The following is a 19,684-nucleotide window of genomic DNA, read 5'->3' as shown; positions in this document are numbered from 1 at the left end:
GTGTGATCTTCGCACTGATCGTCGCCGGCCTTGGCGCCATCTGGTGGAGTTATCTCCCATGACCGCCGCCATTGCCATCGCCTGGTTGCGCAAATGGGTGTGGCCAGTTCTTTCTTTCGGCATCACGCTTCCCGTGTGGGCGTTCTTGATCGCCGGCACCTGGCTCTACTTCGACAAGGCTTCCGCGATCCGCACGGCCGTGAACCAGGCCGTCACCAAGCTCGTTGCCGGCGCCGAGCTCGAGGCACTGAACGCCAAGCTCACCGAGGAACGGCGCATCCGCCAGTGGGCCGAGGCGAAGGTCGACGAGACCAACCGGCTTGCCGAGATCGACCGCCAGGCGCGCGAAGACCTGGAAAAGCAGTCCAACCTATCCCGCCTCGATAATCGAAAGAGAAAAGATGACCTGGTTCAGATCGAAGCGAGGGCGCTTCCTGACGGCTGCCGTGTTGACGAGTTTCTGTTTAACCGGATGCGCAACAAATAAGTTCCGGCTCGAACAGGCCTACTCCGACAAGGCACGTGCCGAGGCCGCTGAAACCGCGCTCGCGGTGGCCGAGAAGCGCGTCCAGGAAGCTCGCCGGATGCCGGTCTACCCCGACTACTGCAAGCAGACTCACCGCAGCGGCGTGAAGCTCAACGATCGTCTCGACGTGGCGAATGAGAAGGGCGACATCGCCCTCGGCGCAGCCAACGACCAAATCCTCTGGTGTGCCTCCTGGTACGCCAAAAACTACGACGCCAGGGAGCCGAAGCCGTGACCGACGCTGAAATCCACGAGATCGCGCGCCGCGCGGCACAGGAAGCGGTCAAGGAGACCTTCCTGACGCTCGGTCTCGATCCTGACGACCCGCTCGAAGCGCAGGCCGACATGCGGTTTGTCCGCAAGACGCGAACCGGCGCCGATGCAATCCAGCGCCAAAGCCTCATGGCGGCCGTGGGCATGATCACCCTGGCCGTTCTCGGGCTCATTTGGGCGAACATCAAGGGCCACTGATGCCAACACCACGATTGTCCGATGAATTGGCCAAGGCTGCTGCCGAAGCCATGCTTCTCCACGGATCAGCAGTTGACGCGGCAAACGCGCTCGGGCTCGATCTCAAGACCTACAAGAACCGGCTGCTGCGCGCCCGAGAGCGTGGAATGCTCGGCGCCGAGTCGGCCCGCGAGCAGACAGTCGACGACGCGGCAATTTTGGAAGCTGCACAGGCTGGCGGCATCGAAGACCCGCGCAATCTCTCCCACTTCTGGAAGATCGTGAAGGACGATACCGGCAGCGGCTATTCGCTGTTCGTGAAAAACCCCCGCACCGGCCAGAACGTATCTGTTGCCGACATGGTGCGCGAGGCGATCGAGGGCATGTCGGTTGCCAAGCCGTTGGCGCTGCCGCCCCGGCCGCGAGCGGACAATGAGCATCTACTGGTTATAGACCTGGCCGACGTTCATTTCCTCAAGCTCGCGGTGCGCACGGAGACCGGCTTTGAGTACAATCGCGAGGTCGCCCGTCACCGCGTCGTCGAAGGCACCAAGTCGCTCCTGCGCATGGCAGAGCCCATGGGTATCGGCCAGGTGCTGTTCGTCCTCGGCAACGATGCTCTCCATGTGGACGGGCCGCGTTCGACTACGACCAGCGGCACCTTCCAGGACAGTGATGGGACGATCTTCCAAGGCTTCATGGACGCAGCCGTGGCCTACAACGAGGCGATCGGCGAGGCAGCTAAGATCGCCAACGTCGATCTGCTGCACTGCATGTCGAATCATGACTGGCTAATGGGATGGGCATTGTCGCAGACGATCGCCGCGCCGTACCGGAACCAGGTCAACGCGCGCATCCGCGCGAGTGACTACAATCTCAGCGAACGTCACCGGAAGTACTATTGCTACGAGTCTAATTTGCTCGGCCTTAGCCACGGTGATGGCGCGAAGGAGGAAAAGCTTTACGGTCTGATGGTCCAGGAGGCGCGCGACTACATCTCGCGATGCAAAAACCTCTACTGGCTGCTCCATCACGTGCATCACAAAGATCGCAAGACGCGCGGTGAACTGCCCTTCCTTCGTGAGAAGGATCACAACGGCATGACGGCGCTCATCAGCGGCAAGCCCCAATTTGAGGGTGAGCACGTCAACATCGAATACGTCCGATCACCATCGGCGCCGGATAGCTGGCATGATAGAAACGGGTATGTGAATCGCCAGGCGGTCGAATGCTTCCTCTATCATCCGCAGCTAGGCCAGCGGGCGAGGTTCACAGAATTCTTCTAAGACTGGCAAAAGAAAAGGCTCACCGAGCGTTCCACTCTCGATGAGCCGCGTGTGCGTCCCCCTCGAACGGCCATGCACTAGGCCACCAGGCGTTCGGCCATAGCTTGGGTGAAGCCGATCTCGACTGCATCCCACACACCGCCCTTTACTTGCGCGCTCAAAACGCGGCATAGGAACGTCGGGTTGTTCTCTTGCCGCATCAGGTCAAGAAGCTCGGCATAGTAGGCGCGGCCAGCCGCGCAATCCTGCGAGTAGTCCCCTGAACGCTTAGGTTGCCACGGTACAACCTTAGGGTATTCACCACTGGAATCCACTCCAGTAAAAGATAGTTTAGCAAGCTTCGGCATTTCGACCTTTCCCTGAGACGCAGGCATTTACGACAACAACTCCGTCAGATCGTAGCCTGAGTACGATCTAAACGTACCGGGGACTTGAACCTCGCGCTTTTCTACAGCCGCCAGATCACCCAGGATGTCAAGTAGACACAACTCTTTATTCGCTACATTAGTTATGTCTAATTTTGATACAGTAGAATTGATTCTCGCTCCGTTAACCGTGCTGTAGGCATCTATTCCTATAGCATATTCCGGGTTGAGAACGAAGCGTGAACACAGGAAGTCGAGATATTCGGGCTCGGCTTCCATCAGAATGCAGTCGAAACCCTCGCGCCGCGCGGCTTCTGCGGTGGTGCCGCTTCCGGCAAACATATCGAGGACGACGCCGCCAGGTGGTGTGATGTGGCGGATGAGATACTGCAACAAGGCCACTGGCTTAACGGTTGGGTGCTTGCTGCCTAAACGATCCTGTTTGCTCGCTTTGGCATTGTAGATAGTCGCATCGCCGAGATCGGTTCCGATGAGCCCTGCGTCGATTGCCCACCGGTAGTCGGCCTCGGTAAGCGGGAACTGGTGGAAGAAGCGAGCGGCCGAGCCCTCATCGCCGTAGCCGGTCATAGGCGTGCCAGGAGCGCGGCTCTCGGCGCCGTAGGTTGCACCGTCGTTCGTGCCCTTCCGCATGACGCCCGGCGCGCCGCTGCGCGTGTACGGGAACAGGTCGATCACCTCGGACGATCCGTCCAGGATCAGATTGGCCGGCCTACGACCGTTCTCCCCGTCGTCGACTGTGCAGCCGCCGATGTTGAATGCGCCGACGCCGTGTTTCAGGACGTTCGCCGGCCCGGTCTTCTCGCTGAAGGGCTTCTGGCCGAGGTAGATAGGTTCGAGCGCTGGCTTCTGCGACTGCGTGCCGTAGCCCCATCCTTCCCACTCGGGCAGGCCCTTGATGTAGGTGGGCTTCGGCCAGCCCTGACCGTACACCCATCCATGCATCGGGTGCATGATGAAGCCGGCCGTCTCCATGGCACAGGCCTGCCAGTGGCCAGAGCGGGCGCCAGAGAAGGCGAAGACGTAGCCGCCTGGCAGAAGGATGTCATAGACCAGGCGCCAGAACTCAGGATCGCGCTCGATGCCTGTGGCGTCCCAAGTTTTTTGCATGAAGCCCTTCGACAGGCGCGCGAAGCTGCCGTCGTTGCCCTGCGTGCGAGCCGCAGCCGCGCCGGCCTTGCCGAAGCGCTTGGTGATACTGGTGAGCGCATAGGGCGGATCGCTCACGACCGAATGGACGCGCACGCCCTGGTCGATGAGCCGGCGCAGGCTCAGGCGATTGTCGCCGGCATGAAGTGTGACTGCGCCGCCCATGTTTCGTGATTGTCCCGTAAAAAGTGAAACGTCAGCCGAGCAAATCGCTCAGATCGTACTTGTCTCGATGGACCGCCAGCGCAACCAGCGTGGCGGCCCTGCCTGTCATCTCGTGAGCCTGGTTCAGCGCATCAACGATGAGTTCGGCGCCGTCCCGGTCCCATGCCCAAGCAATGGGAAATTCAAGGCCGCGCTTCGCATCGTAGATGGCACAGAGTTCATCGCTGAAATGTTCCTCGCCGCTGTCGGGGTCTACCCACTCGTAGGAGTAGCGTTGCATCACACGAGCAGTTCGCTCAGGTCGAGCACATCGTCTTCCTGCGCTGTCGGATAGTTAGCCAGCGCCGGCTGCGGCGCCGGTGACGGTTCGGGCTCACGCTTCCCGGTGACGAACTCGACGTGCTCCCGCAGCACCGGCTTAGCCATCAGCAGCCGCTGCTTTGGGTCATAGGGATCGGTCAGGTTTGGCGGTGCTTCGAGCACCGTCAGCAGCGCGGTAGCGGGGTCTTTGCTGCACTGGACGTTGCAGTGATGCGTAAACCAGAACTGGCCGATGACCTGCCAATCCTCGGGCGTGATGTTCAGGGCAAGGCTCATCAGCTTGCCCTTGATCGGATTGCCGTTGGGCAACCTAGAAGCCGTGGCGGCACGCAGCGCCTTGACCAGTCGCAGGCCGAGTTCCGCGTCGTCCATGGTCACACCAGAAGGTCGCTGAGATCGTCGGTAGGTTTGGCAGGCGCGGCTGCGGGCTCGTCGTCGAGCAGCAGATCGTCATCGTTCTTCGGGGCGGGGCCGTCCTCATGCGGCGGTGCCGGCGTCTTGATTGCCGGGTTGTCCTTGCTGATGCCCTGGAAGTCATGCTTCTCGGGCTTGAGTTGGCCGGTCTCCGCGTCAAAGCTCAGTTGCGTCTCAGCGCCCTTGCCGCCCGGATAGGCCTTTTCCAGTTCTTCGAGCAGTGGCGTCTTCTGCAGGTAGAAGCGGAACGTCTTGTCGGTGCCGGGGAAGGGGTAGCAGTCGAACCAAGGATTGCCCTTGGTCTTGCGGATGGCCGCGCGCAGTTCGCCGAGTTTCATGGTGTCTCCGAGATGTTGGGATGGCGGTGGGTGGCGCTCAGATCATGCCGAGCGCGGCTTTGTAGAGATCGAGAATAGACTCGAACTCCTGCCGCTCGGCCTGGTCCTTCTTGCGCTCGCGAATGATTGTGCGGATCGCCTTGGTGTCGAAGCCGGTGCCCTTGGCCTCGGCGTAGATGTCCTTGATGTCATCGGCGATCGTCTTCTTTTCTTCCTCAAGCCGCTCGATGCGCTCGATGATCGCGCGAAGCTGGCCGGCAGCGACGGTCTGGCTCGTGTCGGTCAGATCGTCATCGTCGCTGTTCTTGGGGTATGCCATGCGGTGGTGCCTCCTAAGTGAAAGTCACTATAAACGTGAAATTACGCACGTCAATACAAATTGCGAGCGACCGAGTTCGGCAGAGCGAAAAATTTGTCAACCGGCATGTAGGGGACCGGCCGCTGGTTGTCGTGCTCGACGGGGTAGCCGTGCTGCCGGCAGATGCGGGAGACGCGAGCTTCCGGTATGCCGGTGACTTGCGCGATCTCTCGATAGGTGCAGTTCCAGTTCACCGATATGCCGTAGCGGCGGATCAGGAAGCGGCGGGCAAGGTCTTTGAAGGGACGCGGGCGCATCAGCGCAGATTCCTACCAGCTTCGAGGCTGGACTTTGATGCTGCCACGATCTTCCGAGCGTCGCTCAGTGAGAGCCCATCGCCAAAGTTCTCCACGTTGTCGAACCTGTTGAGTTCGGTGAATGCGGCCTTGGGCTCGGGGTATTTGTCCAGAATCGCCTCAACTGTGACCTGCATGTCGGCGCGCACCTTGTCGAGATTCGCTTTCGGTGGCCGATCGTCGGTCAGCATGTTCTGGATCATCGCGTCGCGGAGAACGACCAGGCTGGCGATTGCCTTGGTGATGTGCGACAGGCGCTGGCCGGGCACGTCGGGATCGTAGTCCTCGCCTTCCCACCACGAGTCGATATGCCCCTTCGCCGCGTCCACGTAGACCGAGGCGCGGACGCCAGCCACGCGGTAGTTGTGCCTGCCGTATTTCGCGGCACCTTCCAGCATGGCGACTCCGACTTCGACAGCCACTGTGGCGGGGACGGTAGCGTACTGGCGCCACTTGCGGGCTCCGATAGAATCTTTTGGATTGCCGTTCTTCTCGCTCATATTTCACCTTTGATGTACTGGATCAGTTTCTGCAGGTCTTCGAGTGAGGCATCACCTTTCATCCTATTGGCCCGCTTGCTGATTACGCGGACGTTGGACGGTATGTAGCCTTTTGTGTTGTCGACTCTGTCGAGACTAGGGCTGTCGTTGCTATTGGCGCCGACACAAAGAAGTGTCCCGAACACCGGACATCGCTCGGGCACAACCACGTCTGCTTTGGTGATGGTGAACTCAAGGCCGGCCGCAGCGGCGCGGTGCCGGGCTGCGTTCAGAACCGATGTCAACCATCCGCCTGCGAGATAATGCTTCCGTTTCGCCGCTTTTAGTTCGGCGGGATCAGTCGCGGCTCTTTTGCGGCGTGAGTATTCTCGGGCATACGCACGGAGCTTTTCGACATTGTTCTTTTTGTAATCTTTCATGTATTGACGCACATGCTCACGGTTGTCGTTGCAATATTGCCTATTGTACTCTCGCCGCTCATCAGCGTGTGTCTTGCGGTATGCGCGATCCTGCTCTTTGCGTCGCGCCGATCGTGGAGTTTTAGGCAACTTTTCCTCATGGTCTTGCCAGCCGCAACGGCCGGCGCAAATATTAGGGATGCTTTGGTTCTGGCCGGCCGTATGCGTGAAGGAATTGGCGACCGGCCACACGCTTGGTGTGAAATCGGTTGAGACGGCGATCGAGCAGATGCAGACCTGGCCGCGCAAAGGACCGATGCTGAAGGCGGCCTATCCGATCTGCTATGGGGTCATGGAGGGCAAGCACACAGTAGACGAGGCGCGCCTGGCCTTTGAGGCTGCCGCGAAAGAGGCCAAGGTTTGGCGGGCTGAGTAGGCTCACGTCAGCAAGGCCCAAATGAGCCACGCGGCCAACGATATGATCGCCGATATGCCGAAGCGGATGAGCGGCATCAGATCGAAACCGTAGCCGCTGGACGGCTCCGGTGGCGTGGCGAAGGTCCAGGTGAACAGGACGATCGTCGTGACCAATGGGAGAAGCCACCATTGGAGCGTTACGGTGATGTTCATGCCGCCTCCGAGGGGAAGTCCAGCGGCCGGAATAGTGGGCGAGTCCAATCCCGCTCGGCTTGAACAGTCGTCAGGCCTCGCTCGATAAGCACCCCTTGGATGTAGCCGAGCCAGCGGTTCAACTTCATGATGGGCAAGCCGTCTCGGCACCCGAACATGAGTTCCATGTTGAACTTCCAGAGCGGATCGGTACTCGGTACGCCGGCAGCGATCTGCATGTCACGATAGCGCTCAGCGCAGCGATGAATGGCCATATGGTACTCGCTCATGCCGCTGCCCTCCGCGCCACGGCAGCGCAGGCACGCTCCCACGCCTCACCGAACGTTCGGCCGCGACCCTCGGTCAGCCAGCCGCCGTGAGGCAGACGTTGAAACTCGACGAGCCACGGGCCTTCCGAATGGGGCACCGGCTTGTGCGTGTCGCCGTTGAAGATGATGGGCGTGTGCTCGTGGGCAGCGCGCTTCAAGAACCAGCCGGAAGGCGGCTCGGGCACCCATGGCTCCAGCTTGTCGCCGAGCGCCGCGATGCTCTCGCGCAGTTCCCGATAGTCCTGGATCACGATGTCCATGGGCACGCCGTTCTTGTAGGCGTCCTTGCACCGCACGGCCGAGTTTATGTGCCAGTCGCACAAGGCCACGGCGGTGGAGAGGGTGCGATCCTGCGCGATGATCACCGCCCGTGCGTTGTTCAGATAACGCTCGCACCATTCCTTCGTGCCGTAGCTGCAGTGGGTGTAGCCATCCGATAGCCAGTCGAGCAGATGCGTGTTTCGCATTTCCCCGCTCGGCCCGTGGGCTTTGAGAACGAGGCTCGACTCGCCCATCGCCATCTCACCGCGCACCCAACTCTCGCGCTGCGCCTGCCACATGGCTTCGCGTTCTTCAGGTGACATCGCTGCGATGTGAGCCTTCGCTTCTTCGAGCAGAACGGAGATCGACTTCTTCTTGGTCATGCTGCGAACTCCCAATCATCTTCGAGAAGATCGCAGCGGGTGACGCCCCAAGGAGCCCTGCGCCCGCTGCCGTCGATGTAGACGAGTTCGGGGTAGGACATGCTGTCGGCCGTGGCCGGCTTGATCCAAACGTATTTGTTTGGCTTCCACGCGCGGCGTCTGACCCTCGCACCTTCGGTCTTCATGCGACTCAGGGCGACGGTGAAATCAAATGTCTCGCTCACGACGCCGCCTCAGAAGGAATGCGGGTTGACGTAGTTGCCCGGCAAGAAGACATCCTGGTTGACGCCTCCACCCTGGAACGACGTGTTGGTGTAGTCGCGGTTGCCGTAGGTCGTGCGATGGTTGGCGCAGCCGGCCGCGAGCAGCAGGGCGCCGATGATCCAGAGATGCTTGATGCTCATGTCGTGTCTCCCTCAGAGTTGGCGTTGATTGATGAAGCCGTAGCCGAGCGCGGCGTCGCGGCCGGCGTTGCAGAGCAGCAGCCAGACGATCGCGGCGGTGACGAAGTGGCCGGCCAGCACGAAGGTCAGCAGCGCGACCCAAAAGGCGTGCCAGGCGTAGGCCACGAGCACGGGGCGCAGGGCGATCAGGAAGTCGCGACGGCCGCGCCAGAGCCGCTTGATGTTGGCGAGGTAGCGGCGCATCAATAGCGTTTCCCGCCTTGCAGCAGCCGGTTCTCCAACTTGTGGTCGGCCCGCTCGCGGTTGAAGCGATTCTTGTCGAGAATGGCGGCGGCCAGGTCGTAGCCACGCGCTGCCGCCGTGTCGAAGATGCGAATGACGCAATCGGCCAGTTCGACTTCGACGGCATTGCGCCACGGCAGCTTGTCGTCCTGCCGCTTGCCCTTGCGATCGGCCTCAAGCGCCTCGGACAGTTCCGAGTGCATGAGCGCGACCACTTCGCCGAAGTTGCGCTCGATCGGCTGCCCGGTTTCCCGGTCGGTGTACCAGCCGGCGTTGGTGGCGGTCTCGTGCGCAAGCTGCTGCGCGGCGCGCAGGCCCTCGAAGGCCTTCAACTCGGTTTCGCTCAGGCCAGGGTGGTGGAATTCAGGTTTGGACTTCACAGTTGTTTCCTTGTAAATCACGTTAAACGTGAATGTTTGGGCGCGCTTCAAGCCGGTATTCGGCCACGTTGCCGGCACCCGCGATCGATTTGCTCACTGTCCAGCCGCCGCGCGCTTTGAGTTTGGCGATGCAGTCATTCGCGCCGGGCAGGGCGTAGAGTTCCCCGAAGGCCTGCGAAGCGTTGAACTCTTGGATGAGTTCGAAGCAGCGCGCCTCGGGCAGTCCAAGCCAACTGAACAGAGACCATGAGCGCGGCCCGCTGGCGCTCGGCTTGATCCCGTGGGCGGCGAAGACCCAATGACGGAAGCCGCGCGTCCAGTCGAGCAGCACGCCGTCGCAGTCGAAAATGAAATGCATGTTGCGGTTCTCCCGTTCGATATCGATGGTCGGCGGCTTCTTCGGCCGCGCGGGGACAGGTGGCGGCGGTGCGCAGTAGCGATCAAGAATCATGAGCGCCACACGTTCAGGCCGAAGACCAGTGCGTTGCGGGCGCCACCACAGATCATGCCGAGGCCTATGGTTATGCCGAGCCAGGTCCAGAAACCCGACACGTAGAATTCGAGAACTTGCATCATTGGTCCGTCTCCTTGGTTGATACCTGCACAACGAATGGCTCGCGCACGCTGCTGCAATGCGCCTGCGCGGCTGACAGGGCGCGCCGCAAGCGCGATGAGGGCTCTCCGCTGCCGCCATGCATATTTCCCTGAGCCCACGTCTTGCCCGTGCCAACGGCCGCATAGTTGGTGTGCTCGGACACGACATACTCGGCACCCACCTTGAACAGCCTGCCGCCGTGGGCGATGAGCATTTCATCAGGCGCAGATTTGCCGACGACCTTCTTCAGGTCGGGCATCACCACCGTGACCAGGTGCGCCATGATGTCGTGGCCAGCCGGCAGCGGCTTGAAATGGTTGCCGTGCTGCAATTGCTGGCCGACGCGGAACGAGCCGGTGAAGCCGATCAGGTACTCTCCGCTCGGGAAGACCTTCGGATTGACCCACGTCTCGATCTCGTCGCCTTCGAAGTTGGCGGAACTGTCCGCGCCCATCCAGACGCGACCCTTGTCGATGAGTCCGATGATGCAAGTCATGGGAGGAAAATTCCTTCTCGCATGATGTGATTGGCGATGGCGTTGCGCTCATCGAACCAGACCTTGCAGACCCAACCATTGGCCTGGTGATAAGCGGGCTCGGGCTTCCCATTGTCAGCCATGACGGTGGTCGCAAAATCGAGCAGTGGCTTCGGCGTGATCTTGATGCGCGCCATCAGTAGACATCCTCGACATTGATCAGGTCGTATTTCGCGGACCAGTTGGGCTCGCAGCGCTTCACAGCGCCGCGCAGATCGCGGGCCTTGACGTAAACGAAGCGGCTGGTCGGATCGCCGGCAGCGGGCGCGGGTATCTGTTTGCCGGTGAGCAAGGCCTGGACTCGAGATGGCATCTGCTCGAAGAACATCACGCGCCAATCAGTGTCAGCCTGCGTGATCGCGGAGATACCGGTGACGACGTGATCCTTGTCCCACTGGAACGGCTTGTGAAAGCCGAACAGCGCGCTTTCCGTGTAGCAGACATCAAGCGCCCAATCCTTGCGCAGGAACATGGTGCAGGCCGACAGGCACAGGCCGTCAATGATCACCTTGGATCGGCCGATCGCCTGCGCCTTTTCCTCGTAGAGTTTGGTCTTGCCGCCAGTGTCGCCGTCGACCAGGAAGGCGATCTCCTTGCCGTGGGCGGCCGTGGTGAGGCTCGAAAGGAAGGCGGTGGCGAGGATGAGCTTACGCATTTTCAACCGCCTCGGGTTTGAAATCCAAGCGCTCGCGGGCATCGCCAGTGCCGCCGCAGGGACGGCAGTCTTCCCATTCGTTGTGGCCGAAACTGCCGTCGCGATAGTAGCCGTGGCCTTCGTGCTTCAAGTAGAAGCCGGCGCCGTTGCAGTCTTTGCATTTGATCTTCTTAGCAGGACTAATCATCCCACTTCTCCGTGGCCTGGCAGATGGCGAGCGCGGCGAGCGCGTTGATGGCAATCACGCCGAAGATGATGAGGGCTGCTGCTATCTCGACGCCGTACATGGCTGTCTCCGTTGATGTCTCTAATTCACACGTTTCTTGGTGAATGTCAATTTAAACGTGAAAGTGGAGCAAGAAAAAAATTAAACCTTGGAACGCTCGATCCGCTCCCGATCTTCGCTCCACAGAATCACGCGCTGCGCATATGCGACTCGCGCTTCACTCGGCAGGAACCAGCGCGCAATCCATCCATCGGGCGGAATAAACCTGGCCAGGCGAAGCAGCAGCAACTGGTCCTCGGTCAGCCTGTCGCCGCTCATTCGACAGCCTCCTTTGAGGCGACGTCCAACAACAGCGCCTCGATCGCCTGCTTGCGCGACGTGTATTCGATGCTGCGCTTCCATTGGCTGGCCGGCTGATAGAACCAGCGCGGCGAGTGCCAGCGGCTCGTGACCCACATCTGGCCGCGCGGCTTACGCTCGAACGTCGCCATCTCATGCATCACCCTGCCGATAACCTTCCCCTCGGCGTTGAGCACGTCATAGCTCTTGAGGGTGGTCGTCTTCGGCCGGCGACGACCGTGCTTCACGGTCCTCTCGCCTTCGCGCTGCTGCAGCATGTAGGCAGTCATTGGTTCACCTTGTAGACGATGCAGTTTTTGCTGTGATCCTCATAGGTGACGATCTCGCGCTGGATGTTTTGGTGCCGATCCACTTCGACCTTGCCGCCAGCGGCTGCAACGACCATTGCGAGGACTTCTGGCGCGACACGGCGCTCAGCTACTCTTTGCAGGGCGGCGATGATGGCTTCCGCGTCATGATGCGGCTCCGGGCCGCGCAGCAAAACGGCTTCCTCGCTTTCGAGATTGGCGGCCGGGCCGAAGATTTCTTCGACCGCCTCGCGGATCATTCGGATTGCGGCAGCGTAAGGAGCCACAGCATCAGCGTAGGTCGGCGAGACCTCTGTTGTGCAGATTTCGTCACCCGTGAGTAGGCAGAAGGACACCGCCAGATGGGACAGTGTACCATCGGGATAGTAGCAATTCGAGTCGGCGCCTTTGCGCGCATGGTTGGCCAACTGCTTATCGAGAGTGACGAATCCTTCGTTCTTGTCCTCTCGCCAAACGATGTAGCGCGGCTTGCCGCTGTCCAACTCCTTGTCGACCTTCGCTTTGGCCTCGGCGAATTTCTCCTTGCTGCACCGAATCTCGACACCTCGGTAGGTGATGGTGATCTCGCTCATCAATTCCAACCTCTCAACTTGTTCGCTCGATCGAGCCAGAACTGGCCCTTGTCGTAGAGCTTTTCCGCCTTGGCCCTCTGCCCTTTTTCGGCAGCCTCGTTCGCGTCGGCCAAGTAGCGGTTTCCGCGTTCCTCCGCATCCTCGATGCGTTCGCCGAGCGGCCGTTTCGGCTTGGGCAGAAAGCTGCGAGTCATGCTTTGACTCTCTCGACATGGCAGGGGCACTTGGCGCAGTCGTCCTTCCAGACCGAACTACGGTAGGGAGGCCACTTGAATAAGTTCGAACTGGTAATGCTGACCGGCAGCGTAGGAAGCTCAGGGACAGGCCACAGGCAACGATAAGCCCGATCGCGCATTACCAGCCTGCCGCGCTTGTCAGGCTCGATCTCCAAGTGCTGACAGGGACCGCGCTTGGGCAGTACGTTCTCAGCCATTCGGCAGCTTCCCTCGCTTGCTCGACACGCGCCAGGTCTCGCCGTGGCAGGATAGCGTGACGATGATTTCGCCCGTGTGCTCGCGGCGCGGCAACGGATGGTCGACCACCTGCGTCACATACTCGATCTGGTCGAACTCGATCGGGATGCCACACTTCGGGCAGCGGATGTCCGTCACCTGAACGCTGTCGACCTTCGATGCCGGCCCGATGGGCGCGAACGGATCGCTGCCAGTGTCGTAATGCGGCAGAAAGGTCACGCCGTCGCGGACGATTGGTTGGCCCCACTGTCCCATCAGCGCATCTCCCGTCGTAGCTCGTCGAGATGTATCAGCAGCGCGTCAACAGCCTCGTCAGGCGTGCTGCCTTCGAAGTTGTAGACGGCTTCGATTTCACCGAGGCAAACATGCTGCGAGGGATTGGAAAGCTCCGCGCTCCACACTCGCCTGCGCGGAGTAACAACCCCGGTATTCTTGGCGGTCCATTCTGGAAAATCCATGAAACGCAGCACGAATTCGTTGTCCTCGCCGCGCTCATCCATGATGGCGATGCAACGGTTCATCTTCTCGGCCAGGTTGTTGGTCATTTCCTCTTTCCCATCGCCGCGACCCGTCTCCTACTGATGCTCAGGTGCATGCAACTCCGAGCCAACTTTGCGAAGGACTCAACCTGCGCGGCGATTGCGTGCGGCAGCTTTTCACCGGCCGCGATCCTGCGCTTGATCTCGCGAGCTTGGGCGAGATAGTCCCATGCCGCGCGGCTGTACTTGTTGGCGTAGTACGTGTCCGAGTTGAAGGGCATTCTAGTCGTATTCCCAATGCCCGCACGTCTTGCAGTGGATAATCGGGGCGCCAAAACCCCAACTGCGCTCCCAAGCGTGCTTGCATTCCTGTGAGGCCTCGTCGAAAGCAGCCTCGGCTTCCTGCGCGAAGCTGGACCGATCTTGGCCGGCATCGATCGCAGCCCTGGCAAGTTTCAACATCTCTTTCATTTCCGCTTAGACCCCCTCTGCTCGATTCGATTTTGAAGACCCTCGGCCCTTCCTGCGAGGGAGTCGATCTGCCGGACCATGGCCAGCGGCAGCCGTTCTTCCTCGGCCGCCTTGTAGGCTTCCATCAGAAGCCGCTTGGCAAGCATCAGTTTCTCGGCGGTTCGGCTGTATGGCATCAACGTCTCCCTGTTCTGGTTTCACTTTTAACGTGAATATCTGCACCCGGTCAAGTGAAATAACGAGCCCTGTGTGATTTTCTCCTACGCGGCTTTTTGCTTAGCCGGTCGAGCCCCATGGTTGGCGTGGAATCCGTAGGCTTTCTCGGCATCCTTGCGTATCCTCACCGCCTCGTCGAGATGGCTGTATGTGCCGAGATAAATCCACTTTCCGTTGATCTTGATCCTGGCCATCCATTTCCTCGACTGCTTGTGCCAGTAGACACCATTTACGCCACTGTCACGCTCGGGGTTTTTCGGCAATCGACGACCGAGGTTGCGGCAGTTTTCGAGATGGGAAACGAGTCGCAGGTTTTCGATCCGATTGTCTTTCCCGTCGCCGTTAATGTGATCGATTTCATAGCCATCAGCCGGCCACTCACCATAGTGGATGGCCCACACGACCCGGTGTGCAAAGAAACTCTGCCTGCGAAAGGTGCCTTGCTTATAGATGCCCTTGTTGTCTGTTTCGAAGCAGCGTTTACCGCGCGCTGACCAGATGCCGTCGCCCAAGCGTTTGTAGATGAAGCCGGTATGAGGATCGTAGATGAAATTTCGTTGCAGTTCGGCTGGAGTGACGGTCGCTTTCAAATCTATTTCTCCGTGGCTGATTTTCTCTGTATCACGTTTGACGTGATTTTACGAACGGATAACGTGTAATTTTCTCTGGGGCCGAGTCGGTCTATTTCTCTGAGACCTATTTCTCCGGGTGGTCCTGGCGCCGGCCGCCCGGTCGATCGAGCCCGGAATCGCGCGACCGATCCCGTCAATAGGACGATTTTCCTATAGTCATGTAATAACATTACGGACTCGCGCTGTCCGCGCGGTCGTGCTACGGAAAGCCCGTCAAAGCTTGTGCTATGGCTTTGATGATTGGGAGTTGCGCGCTGCAACGCGCGACCTTGTGACGGGCAAGGGATAACAGGTTGCCGCCTGCCCTTGCCCGTCATTTCAACCGGGCAGGGGAGATCACATGCGGCGATTGATCGGAATTGCGTTGATTGGCGCGGCAGCCGTCGCGGTTGCCAATGCCATGGTGAATCCGCGACCTGCCATGCAATCGGCCGCGCCGCATGATATCGATTTCGCCAGGTGTAACCGGCTTGCCGAGATCGCTAGCGCGGCAATGGCATTGCGGCAGCTAGGAACGGCCGAGTCCGTTGCCATGCGCCAGGCAAGCGGCGACGCGGAGAGCATCGTTTCCCGTGCCTATGCCGAGCCGATAGCGGCCAGCGGCGATAGGGCATTGGCTGCCCGCAATTTCGCCGACTCGATCAAGCATGAATGCATTAGGGGATAGCTGCCCGAGACCTGCCGAGCGGCAAAAGAAAAGCCCGGCTTAACCGGGCTTTGATCTAGTGCGGCGACACATAGCCTAGCAGCACGGCGCCCCATAGCGCCGCGAGACACAATAGCGGCCAGAAATACCACGGGCGCGGCCGTGGCGCTGCCGGCGCCGCTCGGCTCGGCTCGGGCATTCTCGGGCGCTGCCGTCGCGCCGTGGGCGCTGGCAATTCAACCGCGTGCAACGGCAGCCGGCCGCGCTGGATTGCGACGACGCGGCCAGGTAGCGGCTTGCCCGTGCAATCTGGCGTGCTAACGATTGCCTGCCCGGTTGCTAGCCCGAGAATGCTTGCCGCGCTGATATTGCCCGGCATGGTCTCGGCTGCCGCTTTCAAGGCCTTGTGATGCATTGGAGTGGAAGCGCGCAATGCGTGCTGAATCCGCGTCGCAAGCTGACCGGAAACAATATGCGGGAGATCGCTAGGGGATTGCGTCACGAAAATTAGCCCGACTCCCTTCGATCGAATGAGTCGTGTGATTTGCTCTATTCGCCGCACGATTGCGGCCGTGGCGCCGTCAAAGATTAGATGAGCCTCATCTATCAGCACAAGGAGTCCAGGCGCGGCAACGTCGCCGATTTCGCCGAGCCCCTGATAAAGCCGTTCCAACACATGCGCGGCAAAGGCGCCATATAGGCCGGGCAGCGCGGTTAACTCGGCTGCCGCGTAAACCGTGATTCCCGTTGTGTCGATAGGGTTATGGCTCGGCAGGTCGAAAGCCCATGGCGCGCCGCGTTCCAGGCGCAACAAAGCCCGTTGAACGGCCGCGACGCTAACAGGGGAGATGAGACCATATCGCGCGCTTAGATCATGCTGCAGCGCCGCGTTTAGCAGGTCGCGCAAGTCTGCCAACGTGACAATGGCGCGGCCGGAATCTTCCGCCCACGCCATAGCGATTTGCAAGGCGCCGGCTTGCGCTTCGCTCAGGTCTAAAGCCCGTGCGATCAAGTCGGCGCCCATTGCGTCGACTCGCATGGTAGGCCTTAGAAGCCGCTGCCCGAGCGAAGCCAAATCGCCTTTAGCGTCCAGGATAAGAGTCGGACATGGCGCCCGCTCGGCAATGGCGCCGAGAGTCGTTGTTTTGCCCGAGCCCGTGGCGCCGAAAATGCCGATATGCCGCGTGAGATAGCGCCACGGAATCGCGGCGCCGTTGCCGAGTGGAAGCTGACTCATGCGGTGCGCCTGAGCCGCTGCAATTCCGCGTCAAAGGCTTTGCGATGGTCGCGCTGAATCCGCTGGCAAACTTTCAAGCGGTAGCCATAGGGCGCCGACTCAAGCTCAGCCTTCAAACTGGCATACTCGGCAGGAGTCGCCGGCCGCGTGCGGCGATACCATTCCCAACCGCACGCGCCGTGCTGCCCGATATGAGCGTAACAGGTCATATAGCGGCCGGTTAGGTCGTGTGGCTCGGCAGGGAAAACGGCCGTCACGTCGTCGCCGTGTGTCTTAGGCGCACGATGAACGCGGAATAGAACGGGAGTTATCGGCTCGGCTGCCAGCCGCTTTGCATCTTCGGCAAGCGCGACCATGGCCGGTCCGTCAAAGTCTGCCGAGTCGAGCGGCCGGCCGTTGCGGGCTTTAGCTTCGATGTCGACCAAATCGCCATTGCTGGCGAATTCGAAGGATAGGGAATTGAGCGAGTCGGGCAGCCCGTGGCAATGCCAGGTCGCTTTGAACGCGTCAAGCTCAGCGCGGTTGAACGTGTGCCAGGTCATGACAGATAAACCTTTTCGTCGTCGCCGAAATAGGGATTGAGTTCGCGGTAGCGGCACGCGGCGCTGAGCTTGTCGCCGACTTGGCCGAGTCCTCGATCCCAAAAGCCGACTCCATGGCCGTTGCGCGTGTACCAAAAGTCACGGCCGGCCGCTGCCGCGTCATAGTCGGGTTGCAGGATGTGGGAATAAGCCGCTTCCAAATCGGCCGCGTTCTTTTCCTGAAAGGCGCGGCAATCGGCAATGATCGCTTGCAGGGTCTCGGGCGCCAGATCAGCAAAGCCGACATCGCACGGCAGGACTCCATCCGCCGCGCCTTCCCGCATTGCCTCTTGATGCTCGGCCGTTTTGAATTCTTCCGTTGCGACTTGCGGGCACTCGGAAGTGAAAAAGAGCGCCTCGATATAGCCTTGTGTGAATTCGTCCAGGTCGCTGAAGCTGAGCGACGCGGCCGGCATGTCGACGCGGCCGGAAGACTCTAGAATAAACTCGGGCATTGGTGAAACTCCCGTTAAAAGTGAAATCGTGGGTTAGCGACGGATTCGGATAATCTTCGTGTGAACTTTGGCCGTGACGAACGTGTCAGCCGGAAGCGTTTCCAACGTCTCAGCGTCGCCGCGTTCAAAGGTGATAGGAACTAGCGCGACAAGAGTCGGCGCTTCCGTGTGACCATGGCGCCCGAGCAAGCTAACGGCCGCTGCAACGTGCTTTCGCACGTCGCTAAAAGGCGGATTCATGATTATGCGCGGAAACTCGACCTTGCCCGCAACTTCCCCTGACCATTCCAGAAAGCAGCGGTTCACAACGCTACCGAATGAGTGCAGCCGCGACGCTAGGGAATTGTGCCGCTCGACCTGCACAAGCTCAAACTTGCTATGCCCGGCAGCTAGCAGCGCCCTAGAAAGCTGCCCGGTTCCCGCGCTCGGCTCTAAGGTCAAATAGTCCCCTTGCGGCCCGAGATAGTCGACCATGCGCGCGGCAACGTCGCTAGGCGTCACATGGCATTCCGTGAACTTGTCAACCGTCACGGGCTCGACAATCTGCGGCGCTGCCAGTTTGGCGAAGTCGTCGCGGCGCTTGACTTCAATGCGCATAGGCTTCGCCGGCCTGGAATATATCGCCGGCCGGTTCACGCTACCGACTCCGCGCTTTCCAGTGCCGCGACCGAGTCGGGCAGCGGATGAGCTTTCGAGTCCGTCAAGAATACCGCACACCATCCGGCCATGTAGCGCGGCCCGTCGTGACGCGGGTTCGGGCAAATCTTGAAACGGAATTCACCGCAAAGGGAAAGGCGAGTCCCGCGTTGCTCAGAATAGATTTTCCCATATTCGGCTTTGGTCATCTCGACCACGGGGAAAGTCTCGACCTGATCCCGGTGATAGCGGTGCTTGGCCTGCAGGCTTTTGCACTTGAGATTCAGGATTGGCGGCAAGCCGTCTTTCTTCGCTGGCACTTCATATCCAGCCGATTGCATCAGGTCGCGCCATTCGTCGCCGGAAAGCTCCAAAACGGTATCGTTTGCCAAGTGCAACGGCAGCACGGCCGAGCTTTCAATAACGAAGGTCTCAGCGTCGATTTTCCGGCCTTCTGGCTTGTGGGCGCCATGCTCACGGGCAAAGGCCTGCAAGATGACGGGAGTCAACTCGCCTTCGAACCTAGTAACCGGGCCGAGCAATTCGCGTTCATAGCTGAGCCGGTTTAGCGTGTGCTCGATATAGCGGCGCCGATAATCGCTCTTGATGGTCCGATTTGCTGCGTCAATACATTGCTGCCGCGCCTCTTGCGGCGACACTTCTCCTTTATCAACCTTGCCCCACAAATCCCACGGCGCAAGCGAACCCGTGCTAATGGCGCGGCCGAGCGCAACCTTGATTGCCTCATCCTGAGTAATCTTTTCCCATACCTGCAAGCACAAATGGCCGTGGTTGATGTCGCGTTGCATGTCGCGCAACTCGGCAAGCAACGTCTTAATCCGGCCGGCACGGACTCGGGGATCGTTCTTATAATTCGCGTGCCGCTCGACTCCTTCGGCACGGTAAAGCCAGTAATTGGCCAGTTTTGCAGCCTTGTTTGCATTGGTCATGGCCGAATGCATCCGGGCTTGCGTCTTACGGGCTTTGGCTTCGGAATGATGTCCGACTAGAATAGGCTGGCCGTTCGAAAAGGCTTCGGACAATTCTTGAGCCGCGCGATTATAGGCATTAGCCTGCCGGTGACGCTTGTGCGCCAGTTCGTCGAGTCGCTCAGCTTTGGCTTGCGCCCGCTCGGCCAGGGTCATTTCTTCCGGCTCGATTTCGCCCGCAAGTTCAAGCGCCAGGTCTTCCCGTTTCGGCGACCATTTGGGCGCTACGAAAAGTTCCTGACGCGGCGCCCACGCGAAGCCGGCAGCCTTGACTCGCTCATAGGTTTCGGAGTCGAGCCTTGACGATGCATAGAGCCGGATTTTGTTGTCTTCCGGGCTGTAAGTGGCGCTAATCGTGGTCATGTGAGATTCCTTAGACATGGCTC

The 19,684-nt window shown here is 60.0% G+C and carries 42 protein-coding genes; 6 read left to right on the top strand and 36 right to left on the bottom strand.

What is annotated here, in order from left to right; translation table 11 throughout:
• The first annotated feature begins 58 nt into the window (after positions 1-58).
• Genes CK222_RS21785 through CK222_RS21770 form a run of 4 tightly spaced genes read left to right on the top strand, consistent with a single transcriptional unit; the run spans position 59 to position 2,262 of the window.
• Positions 59-487, top strand: coding sequence for a hypothetical protein (locus CK222_RS21785; protein ID WP_095801779.1), 429 nt, complete (start codon positions 59-61; stop codon positions 485-487).
• The gene (locus tag CK222_RS31820) at positions 450-761 is read left to right on the top strand and encodes a hypothetical protein (RefSeq protein WP_176477697.1); all 312 of its coding nucleotides are present in this window, start codon (positions 450-452) and stop codon (positions 759-761) included. Before CK222_RS21785 ends, CK222_RS31820 begins: the two co-directional genes overlap by 38 nt.
• Positions 758-997 (top strand): hypothetical protein, encoded by a 240-nt coding sequence (locus CK222_RS21775; protein WP_095801777.1) that lies wholly within the window; start codon positions 758-760, stop codon positions 995-997. Before CK222_RS31820 ends, CK222_RS21775 begins: the two co-directional genes overlap by 4 nt.
• Positions 998-1,011: 14 nt before the next feature.
• Positions 1,012-2,262 (top strand): hypothetical protein, encoded by a 1,251-nt coding sequence (locus CK222_RS21770; protein WP_095801776.1) that lies wholly within the window; start codon positions 1,012-1,014, stop codon positions 2,260-2,262.
• Positions 2,263-2,339: 77 nt separating this feature from the next.
• Here CK222_RS21770 and CK222_RS21765 read toward each other — a convergent pair whose 3' ends face one another.
• The 9 genes from CK222_RS21765 to CK222_RS21725 are packed head-to-tail and all read right to left on the bottom strand — an operon-like array spanning position 2,340 to position 6,605.
• Positions 2,340-2,609, bottom strand: a complete 270-nt coding sequence (locus tag CK222_RS21765; RefSeq protein WP_141247099.1) for a hypothetical protein — start codon at positions 2,607-2,609, stop codon at positions 2,340-2,342.
• 27 nt (positions 2,610-2,636) lie between these two features.
• Positions 2,637-3,959 (bottom strand): site-specific DNA-methyltransferase, encoded by a 1,323-nt coding sequence (locus CK222_RS21760; RefSeq protein WP_095801774.1) that lies wholly within the window; start codon positions 3,957-3,959, stop codon positions 2,637-2,639.
• A 31-nt stretch (positions 3,960-3,990) separates the two neighbouring features.
• Positions 3,991-4,239, bottom strand: coding sequence for a hypothetical protein (locus tag CK222_RS21755; RefSeq protein WP_095801773.1), 249 nt, complete (start codon positions 4,237-4,239; stop codon positions 3,991-3,993).
• Positions 4,239-4,652 carry a hypothetical protein gene (locus CK222_RS21750; protein WP_095801772.1) on the bottom strand — a complete coding sequence of 138 codons (414 nt, stop codon included), beginning with the start codon at positions 4,650-4,652 and terminating at the stop codon, positions 4,239-4,241. Before CK222_RS21750 ends, CK222_RS21755 begins: the two co-directional genes overlap by 1 nt.
• 2 nt (positions 4,653-4,654) lie before the next feature.
• On the bottom strand, positions 4,655-5,032 hold the full coding sequence (locus CK222_RS21745; RefSeq protein WP_095801771.1) for a hypothetical protein: 378 nt from the start codon (positions 5,030-5,032) through the stop codon (positions 4,655-4,657).
• Positions 5,033-5,069: 37 nt separating this feature from the next.
• On the bottom strand, positions 5,070-5,351 hold the full coding sequence (locus CK222_RS21740; RefSeq protein WP_095801770.1) for a DUF2312 domain-containing protein: 282 nt from the start codon (positions 5,349-5,351) through the stop codon (positions 5,070-5,072).
• A 50-nt stretch (positions 5,352-5,401) separates the two neighbouring features.
• The gene (locus CK222_RS21735; protein WP_095801769.1) at positions 5,402-5,647 is read right to left on the bottom strand and encodes a hypothetical protein; all 246 of its coding nucleotides are present in this window, start codon (positions 5,645-5,647) and stop codon (positions 5,402-5,404) included.
• Positions 5,647-6,186, bottom strand: coding sequence for a dATP/dGTP diphosphohydrolase domain-containing protein (locus CK222_RS21730; RefSeq protein ID WP_210201938.1), 540 nt, complete (start codon positions 6,184-6,186; stop codon positions 5,647-5,649). Before CK222_RS21730 ends, CK222_RS21735 begins: the two co-directional genes overlap by 1 nt.
• A complete protein-coding gene (locus CK222_RS21725) occupies positions 6,183-6,605 on the bottom strand; it encodes a hypothetical protein (RefSeq protein ID WP_095801768.1) in 423 nt (140 codons plus the stop codon). Before CK222_RS21725 ends, CK222_RS21730 begins: the two co-directional genes overlap by 4 nt.
• 205 nt (positions 6,606-6,810) lie before the next feature.
• Between CK222_RS21725 and CK222_RS21720 the strand changes: the two genes are divergently transcribed.
• Positions 6,811-7,020 (top strand): DUF982 domain-containing protein, encoded by a 210-nt coding sequence (locus tag CK222_RS21720; RefSeq protein ID WP_176477696.1) that lies wholly within the window; start codon positions 6,811-6,813, stop codon positions 7,018-7,020.
• A 2-nt stretch (positions 7,021-7,022) separates the two neighbouring features.
• Here CK222_RS21720 and CK222_RS21715 read toward each other — a convergent pair whose 3' ends face one another.
• The 22 genes from CK222_RS21715 to CK222_RS21620 form a co-directional block, all read right to left on the bottom strand.
• A complete protein-coding gene (locus CK222_RS21715; protein WP_095801766.1) occupies positions 7,023-7,214 on the bottom strand; it encodes a hypothetical protein in 192 nt (63 codons plus the stop codon).
• Positions 7,211-7,483: a hypothetical protein gene (locus CK222_RS21710; protein WP_141247098.1), complete on the bottom strand. Its 273-nt coding sequence runs from the start codon at positions 7,481-7,483 to the stop codon at positions 7,211-7,213. The genes CK222_RS21715 and CK222_RS21710 overlap by 4 nt, the downstream gene beginning before the upstream one ends.
• Positions 7,480-8,166 (bottom strand): hypothetical protein, encoded by a 687-nt coding sequence (locus tag CK222_RS21705; RefSeq protein ID WP_095801764.1) that lies wholly within the window; start codon positions 8,164-8,166, stop codon positions 7,480-7,482. The genes CK222_RS21710 and CK222_RS21705 overlap by 4 nt, the downstream gene beginning before the upstream one ends.
• Entirely contained in the window at positions 8,163-8,390 is a 228-nt protein-coding gene (locus CK222_RS21700; protein WP_141247097.1) for an MW1434 family type I TA system toxin, read from the bottom strand. The genes CK222_RS21705 and CK222_RS21700 overlap by 4 nt, the downstream gene beginning before the upstream one ends.
• A 9-nt stretch (positions 8,391-8,399) precedes the next feature.
• A complete protein-coding gene (locus CK222_RS32440; RefSeq protein WP_176477695.1) occupies positions 8,400-8,570 on the bottom strand; it encodes a hypothetical protein in 171 nt (56 codons plus the stop codon).
• Between the two features lie 12 nt (positions 8,571-8,582).
• Entirely contained in the window at positions 8,583-8,813 is a 231-nt protein-coding gene (locus CK222_RS21695) for a hypothetical protein (protein ID WP_095801762.1), read from the bottom strand.
• The gene (locus tag CK222_RS21690; RefSeq protein ID WP_245433120.1) at positions 8,813-9,283 is read right to left on the bottom strand and encodes a hypothetical protein; all 471 of its coding nucleotides are present in this window, start codon (positions 9,281-9,283) and stop codon (positions 8,813-8,815) included. The genes CK222_RS21695 and CK222_RS21690 overlap by 1 nt, the downstream gene beginning before the upstream one ends.
• Positions 9,255-9,683 carry a hypothetical protein gene (locus CK222_RS21685; protein ID WP_095801761.1) on the bottom strand — a complete coding sequence of 143 codons (429 nt, stop codon included), beginning with the start codon at positions 9,681-9,683 and terminating at the stop codon, positions 9,255-9,257. Before CK222_RS21685 ends, CK222_RS21690 begins: the two co-directional genes overlap by 29 nt.
• Positions 9,680-9,808, bottom strand: coding sequence for a hypothetical protein (locus CK222_RS33405; RefSeq protein WP_280951778.1), 129 nt, complete (start codon positions 9,806-9,808; stop codon positions 9,680-9,682). Before CK222_RS33405 ends, CK222_RS21685 begins: the two co-directional genes overlap by 4 nt.
• The gene (locus CK222_RS21680; protein WP_095801760.1) at positions 9,805-10,323 is read right to left on the bottom strand and encodes a hypothetical protein; all 519 of its coding nucleotides are present in this window, start codon (positions 10,321-10,323) and stop codon (positions 9,805-9,807) included. The genes CK222_RS33405 and CK222_RS21680 overlap by 4 nt, the downstream gene beginning before the upstream one ends.
• Positions 10,320-10,499, bottom strand: a complete 180-nt coding sequence (locus CK222_RS21675) for a hypothetical protein (protein ID WP_095801759.1) — start codon at positions 10,497-10,499, stop codon at positions 10,320-10,322. Before CK222_RS21675 ends, CK222_RS21680 begins: the two co-directional genes overlap by 4 nt.
• Entirely contained in the window at positions 10,499-11,017 is a 519-nt protein-coding gene (locus CK222_RS21670) for a hypothetical protein (protein WP_095801758.1), read from the bottom strand. Before CK222_RS21670 ends, CK222_RS21675 begins: the two co-directional genes overlap by 1 nt.
• Positions 11,010-11,204, bottom strand: coding sequence for a hypothetical protein (locus CK222_RS21665; RefSeq protein ID WP_095801757.1), 195 nt, complete (start codon positions 11,202-11,204; stop codon positions 11,010-11,012). Before CK222_RS21665 ends, CK222_RS21670 begins: the two co-directional genes overlap by 8 nt.
• 180 nt (positions 11,205-11,384) lie before the next feature.
• The gene (locus tag CK222_RS32435) at positions 11,385-11,561 is read right to left on the bottom strand and encodes a hypothetical protein (protein WP_176477694.1); all 177 of its coding nucleotides are present in this window, start codon (positions 11,559-11,561) and stop codon (positions 11,385-11,387) included.
• The gene (locus CK222_RS21660) at positions 11,558-11,872 is read right to left on the bottom strand and encodes a hypothetical protein (RefSeq protein ID WP_095801756.1); all 315 of its coding nucleotides are present in this window, start codon (positions 11,870-11,872) and stop codon (positions 11,558-11,560) included. The genes CK222_RS32435 and CK222_RS21660 overlap by 4 nt, the downstream gene beginning before the upstream one ends.
• The gene (locus CK222_RS21655) at positions 11,869-12,483 is read right to left on the bottom strand and encodes a hypothetical protein (protein ID WP_095801755.1); all 615 of its coding nucleotides are present in this window, start codon (positions 12,481-12,483) and stop codon (positions 11,869-11,871) included. Before CK222_RS21655 ends, CK222_RS21660 begins: the two co-directional genes overlap by 4 nt.
• Positions 12,483-12,677 carry a hypothetical protein gene (locus tag CK222_RS21650; RefSeq protein ID WP_176477693.1) on the bottom strand — a complete coding sequence of 65 codons (195 nt, stop codon included), beginning with the start codon at positions 12,675-12,677 and terminating at the stop codon, positions 12,483-12,485. The genes CK222_RS21655 and CK222_RS21650 overlap by 1 nt, the downstream gene beginning before the upstream one ends.
• Positions 12,678-12,908: 231 nt before the next feature.
• Positions 12,909-13,211 carry a hypothetical protein gene (locus tag CK222_RS21645; RefSeq protein ID WP_095801754.1) on the bottom strand — a complete coding sequence of 101 codons (303 nt, stop codon included), beginning with the start codon at positions 13,209-13,211 and terminating at the stop codon, positions 12,909-12,911.
• The gene (locus CK222_RS21640) at positions 13,211-13,501 is read right to left on the bottom strand and encodes a hypothetical protein (protein WP_095801753.1); all 291 of its coding nucleotides are present in this window, start codon (positions 13,499-13,501) and stop codon (positions 13,211-13,213) included. Before CK222_RS21640 ends, CK222_RS21645 begins: the two co-directional genes overlap by 1 nt.
• Entirely contained in the window at positions 13,498-13,716 is a 219-nt protein-coding gene (locus CK222_RS21635; protein WP_095801752.1) for a hypothetical protein, read from the bottom strand. The genes CK222_RS21640 and CK222_RS21635 overlap by 4 nt, the downstream gene beginning before the upstream one ends.
• 186 nt (positions 13,717-13,902) lie before the next feature.
• Positions 13,903-14,082, bottom strand: a complete 180-nt coding sequence (locus CK222_RS21625; protein WP_095801750.1) for a hypothetical protein — start codon at positions 14,080-14,082, stop codon at positions 13,903-13,905.
• Positions 14,083-14,166: 84 nt separating this feature from the next.
• The gene (locus CK222_RS21620) at positions 14,167-14,712 is read right to left on the bottom strand and encodes an HNH endonuclease (protein ID WP_095801749.1); all 546 of its coding nucleotides are present in this window, start codon (positions 14,710-14,712) and stop codon (positions 14,167-14,169) included.
• Positions 14,713-15,094: 382 nt separating this feature from the next.
• On the opposite strand from CK222_RS21620, the gene CK222_RS21615 reads away from it, so the two are divergent.
• The gene (locus tag CK222_RS21615) at positions 15,095-15,421 is read left to right on the top strand and encodes a hypothetical protein (protein WP_095801748.1); all 327 of its coding nucleotides are present in this window, start codon (positions 15,095-15,097) and stop codon (positions 15,419-15,421) included.
• A 55-nt stretch (positions 15,422-15,476) separates the two neighbouring features.
• On the opposite strand, the gene CK222_RS21610 is transcribed toward CK222_RS21615, so the two are convergent.
• The 5 genes from CK222_RS21610 to CK222_RS21590 are packed head-to-tail and all read right to left on the bottom strand — an operon-like array spanning position 15,477 to position 19,661.
• The gene (locus CK222_RS21610) at positions 15,477-16,637 is read right to left on the bottom strand and encodes a helicase HerA-like domain-containing protein (RefSeq protein WP_095801747.1); all 1,161 of its coding nucleotides are present in this window, start codon (positions 16,635-16,637) and stop codon (positions 15,477-15,479) included.
• Positions 16,634-17,179, bottom strand: coding sequence for a hypothetical protein (locus tag CK222_RS21605; protein WP_095801746.1), 546 nt, complete (start codon positions 17,177-17,179; stop codon positions 16,634-16,636). The genes CK222_RS21610 and CK222_RS21605 overlap by 4 nt, the downstream gene beginning before the upstream one ends.
• Positions 17,176-17,673 carry a hypothetical protein gene (locus tag CK222_RS21600; protein ID WP_095801745.1) on the bottom strand — a complete coding sequence of 166 codons (498 nt, stop codon included), beginning with the start codon at positions 17,671-17,673 and terminating at the stop codon, positions 17,176-17,178. Before CK222_RS21600 ends, CK222_RS21605 begins: the two co-directional genes overlap by 4 nt.
• Before the next feature lie 33 nt (positions 17,674-17,706).
• Entirely contained in the window at positions 17,707-18,270 is a 564-nt protein-coding gene (locus tag CK222_RS21595) for a methyltransferase type 11 (RefSeq protein WP_245433119.1), read from the bottom strand.
• A gap of 35 nt (positions 18,271-18,305) precedes the next feature.
• A complete protein-coding gene (locus CK222_RS21590; RefSeq protein WP_095801743.1) occupies positions 18,306-19,661 on the bottom strand; it encodes a DUF3560 domain-containing protein in 1,356 nt (451 codons plus the stop codon).
• Positions 19,662-19,684: the final 23 nt, after the last annotated feature.

Origin of the sequence: Mesorhizobium sp. WSM3866 (genome assembly GCF_002294795.1) — a bacterium.
GTDB lineage: Bacteria > Pseudomonadota > Alphaproteobacteria > Rhizobiales > Rhizobiaceae > Mesorhizobium.
This window is presented reverse-complemented; position numbering and strand designations above follow the sequence as displayed.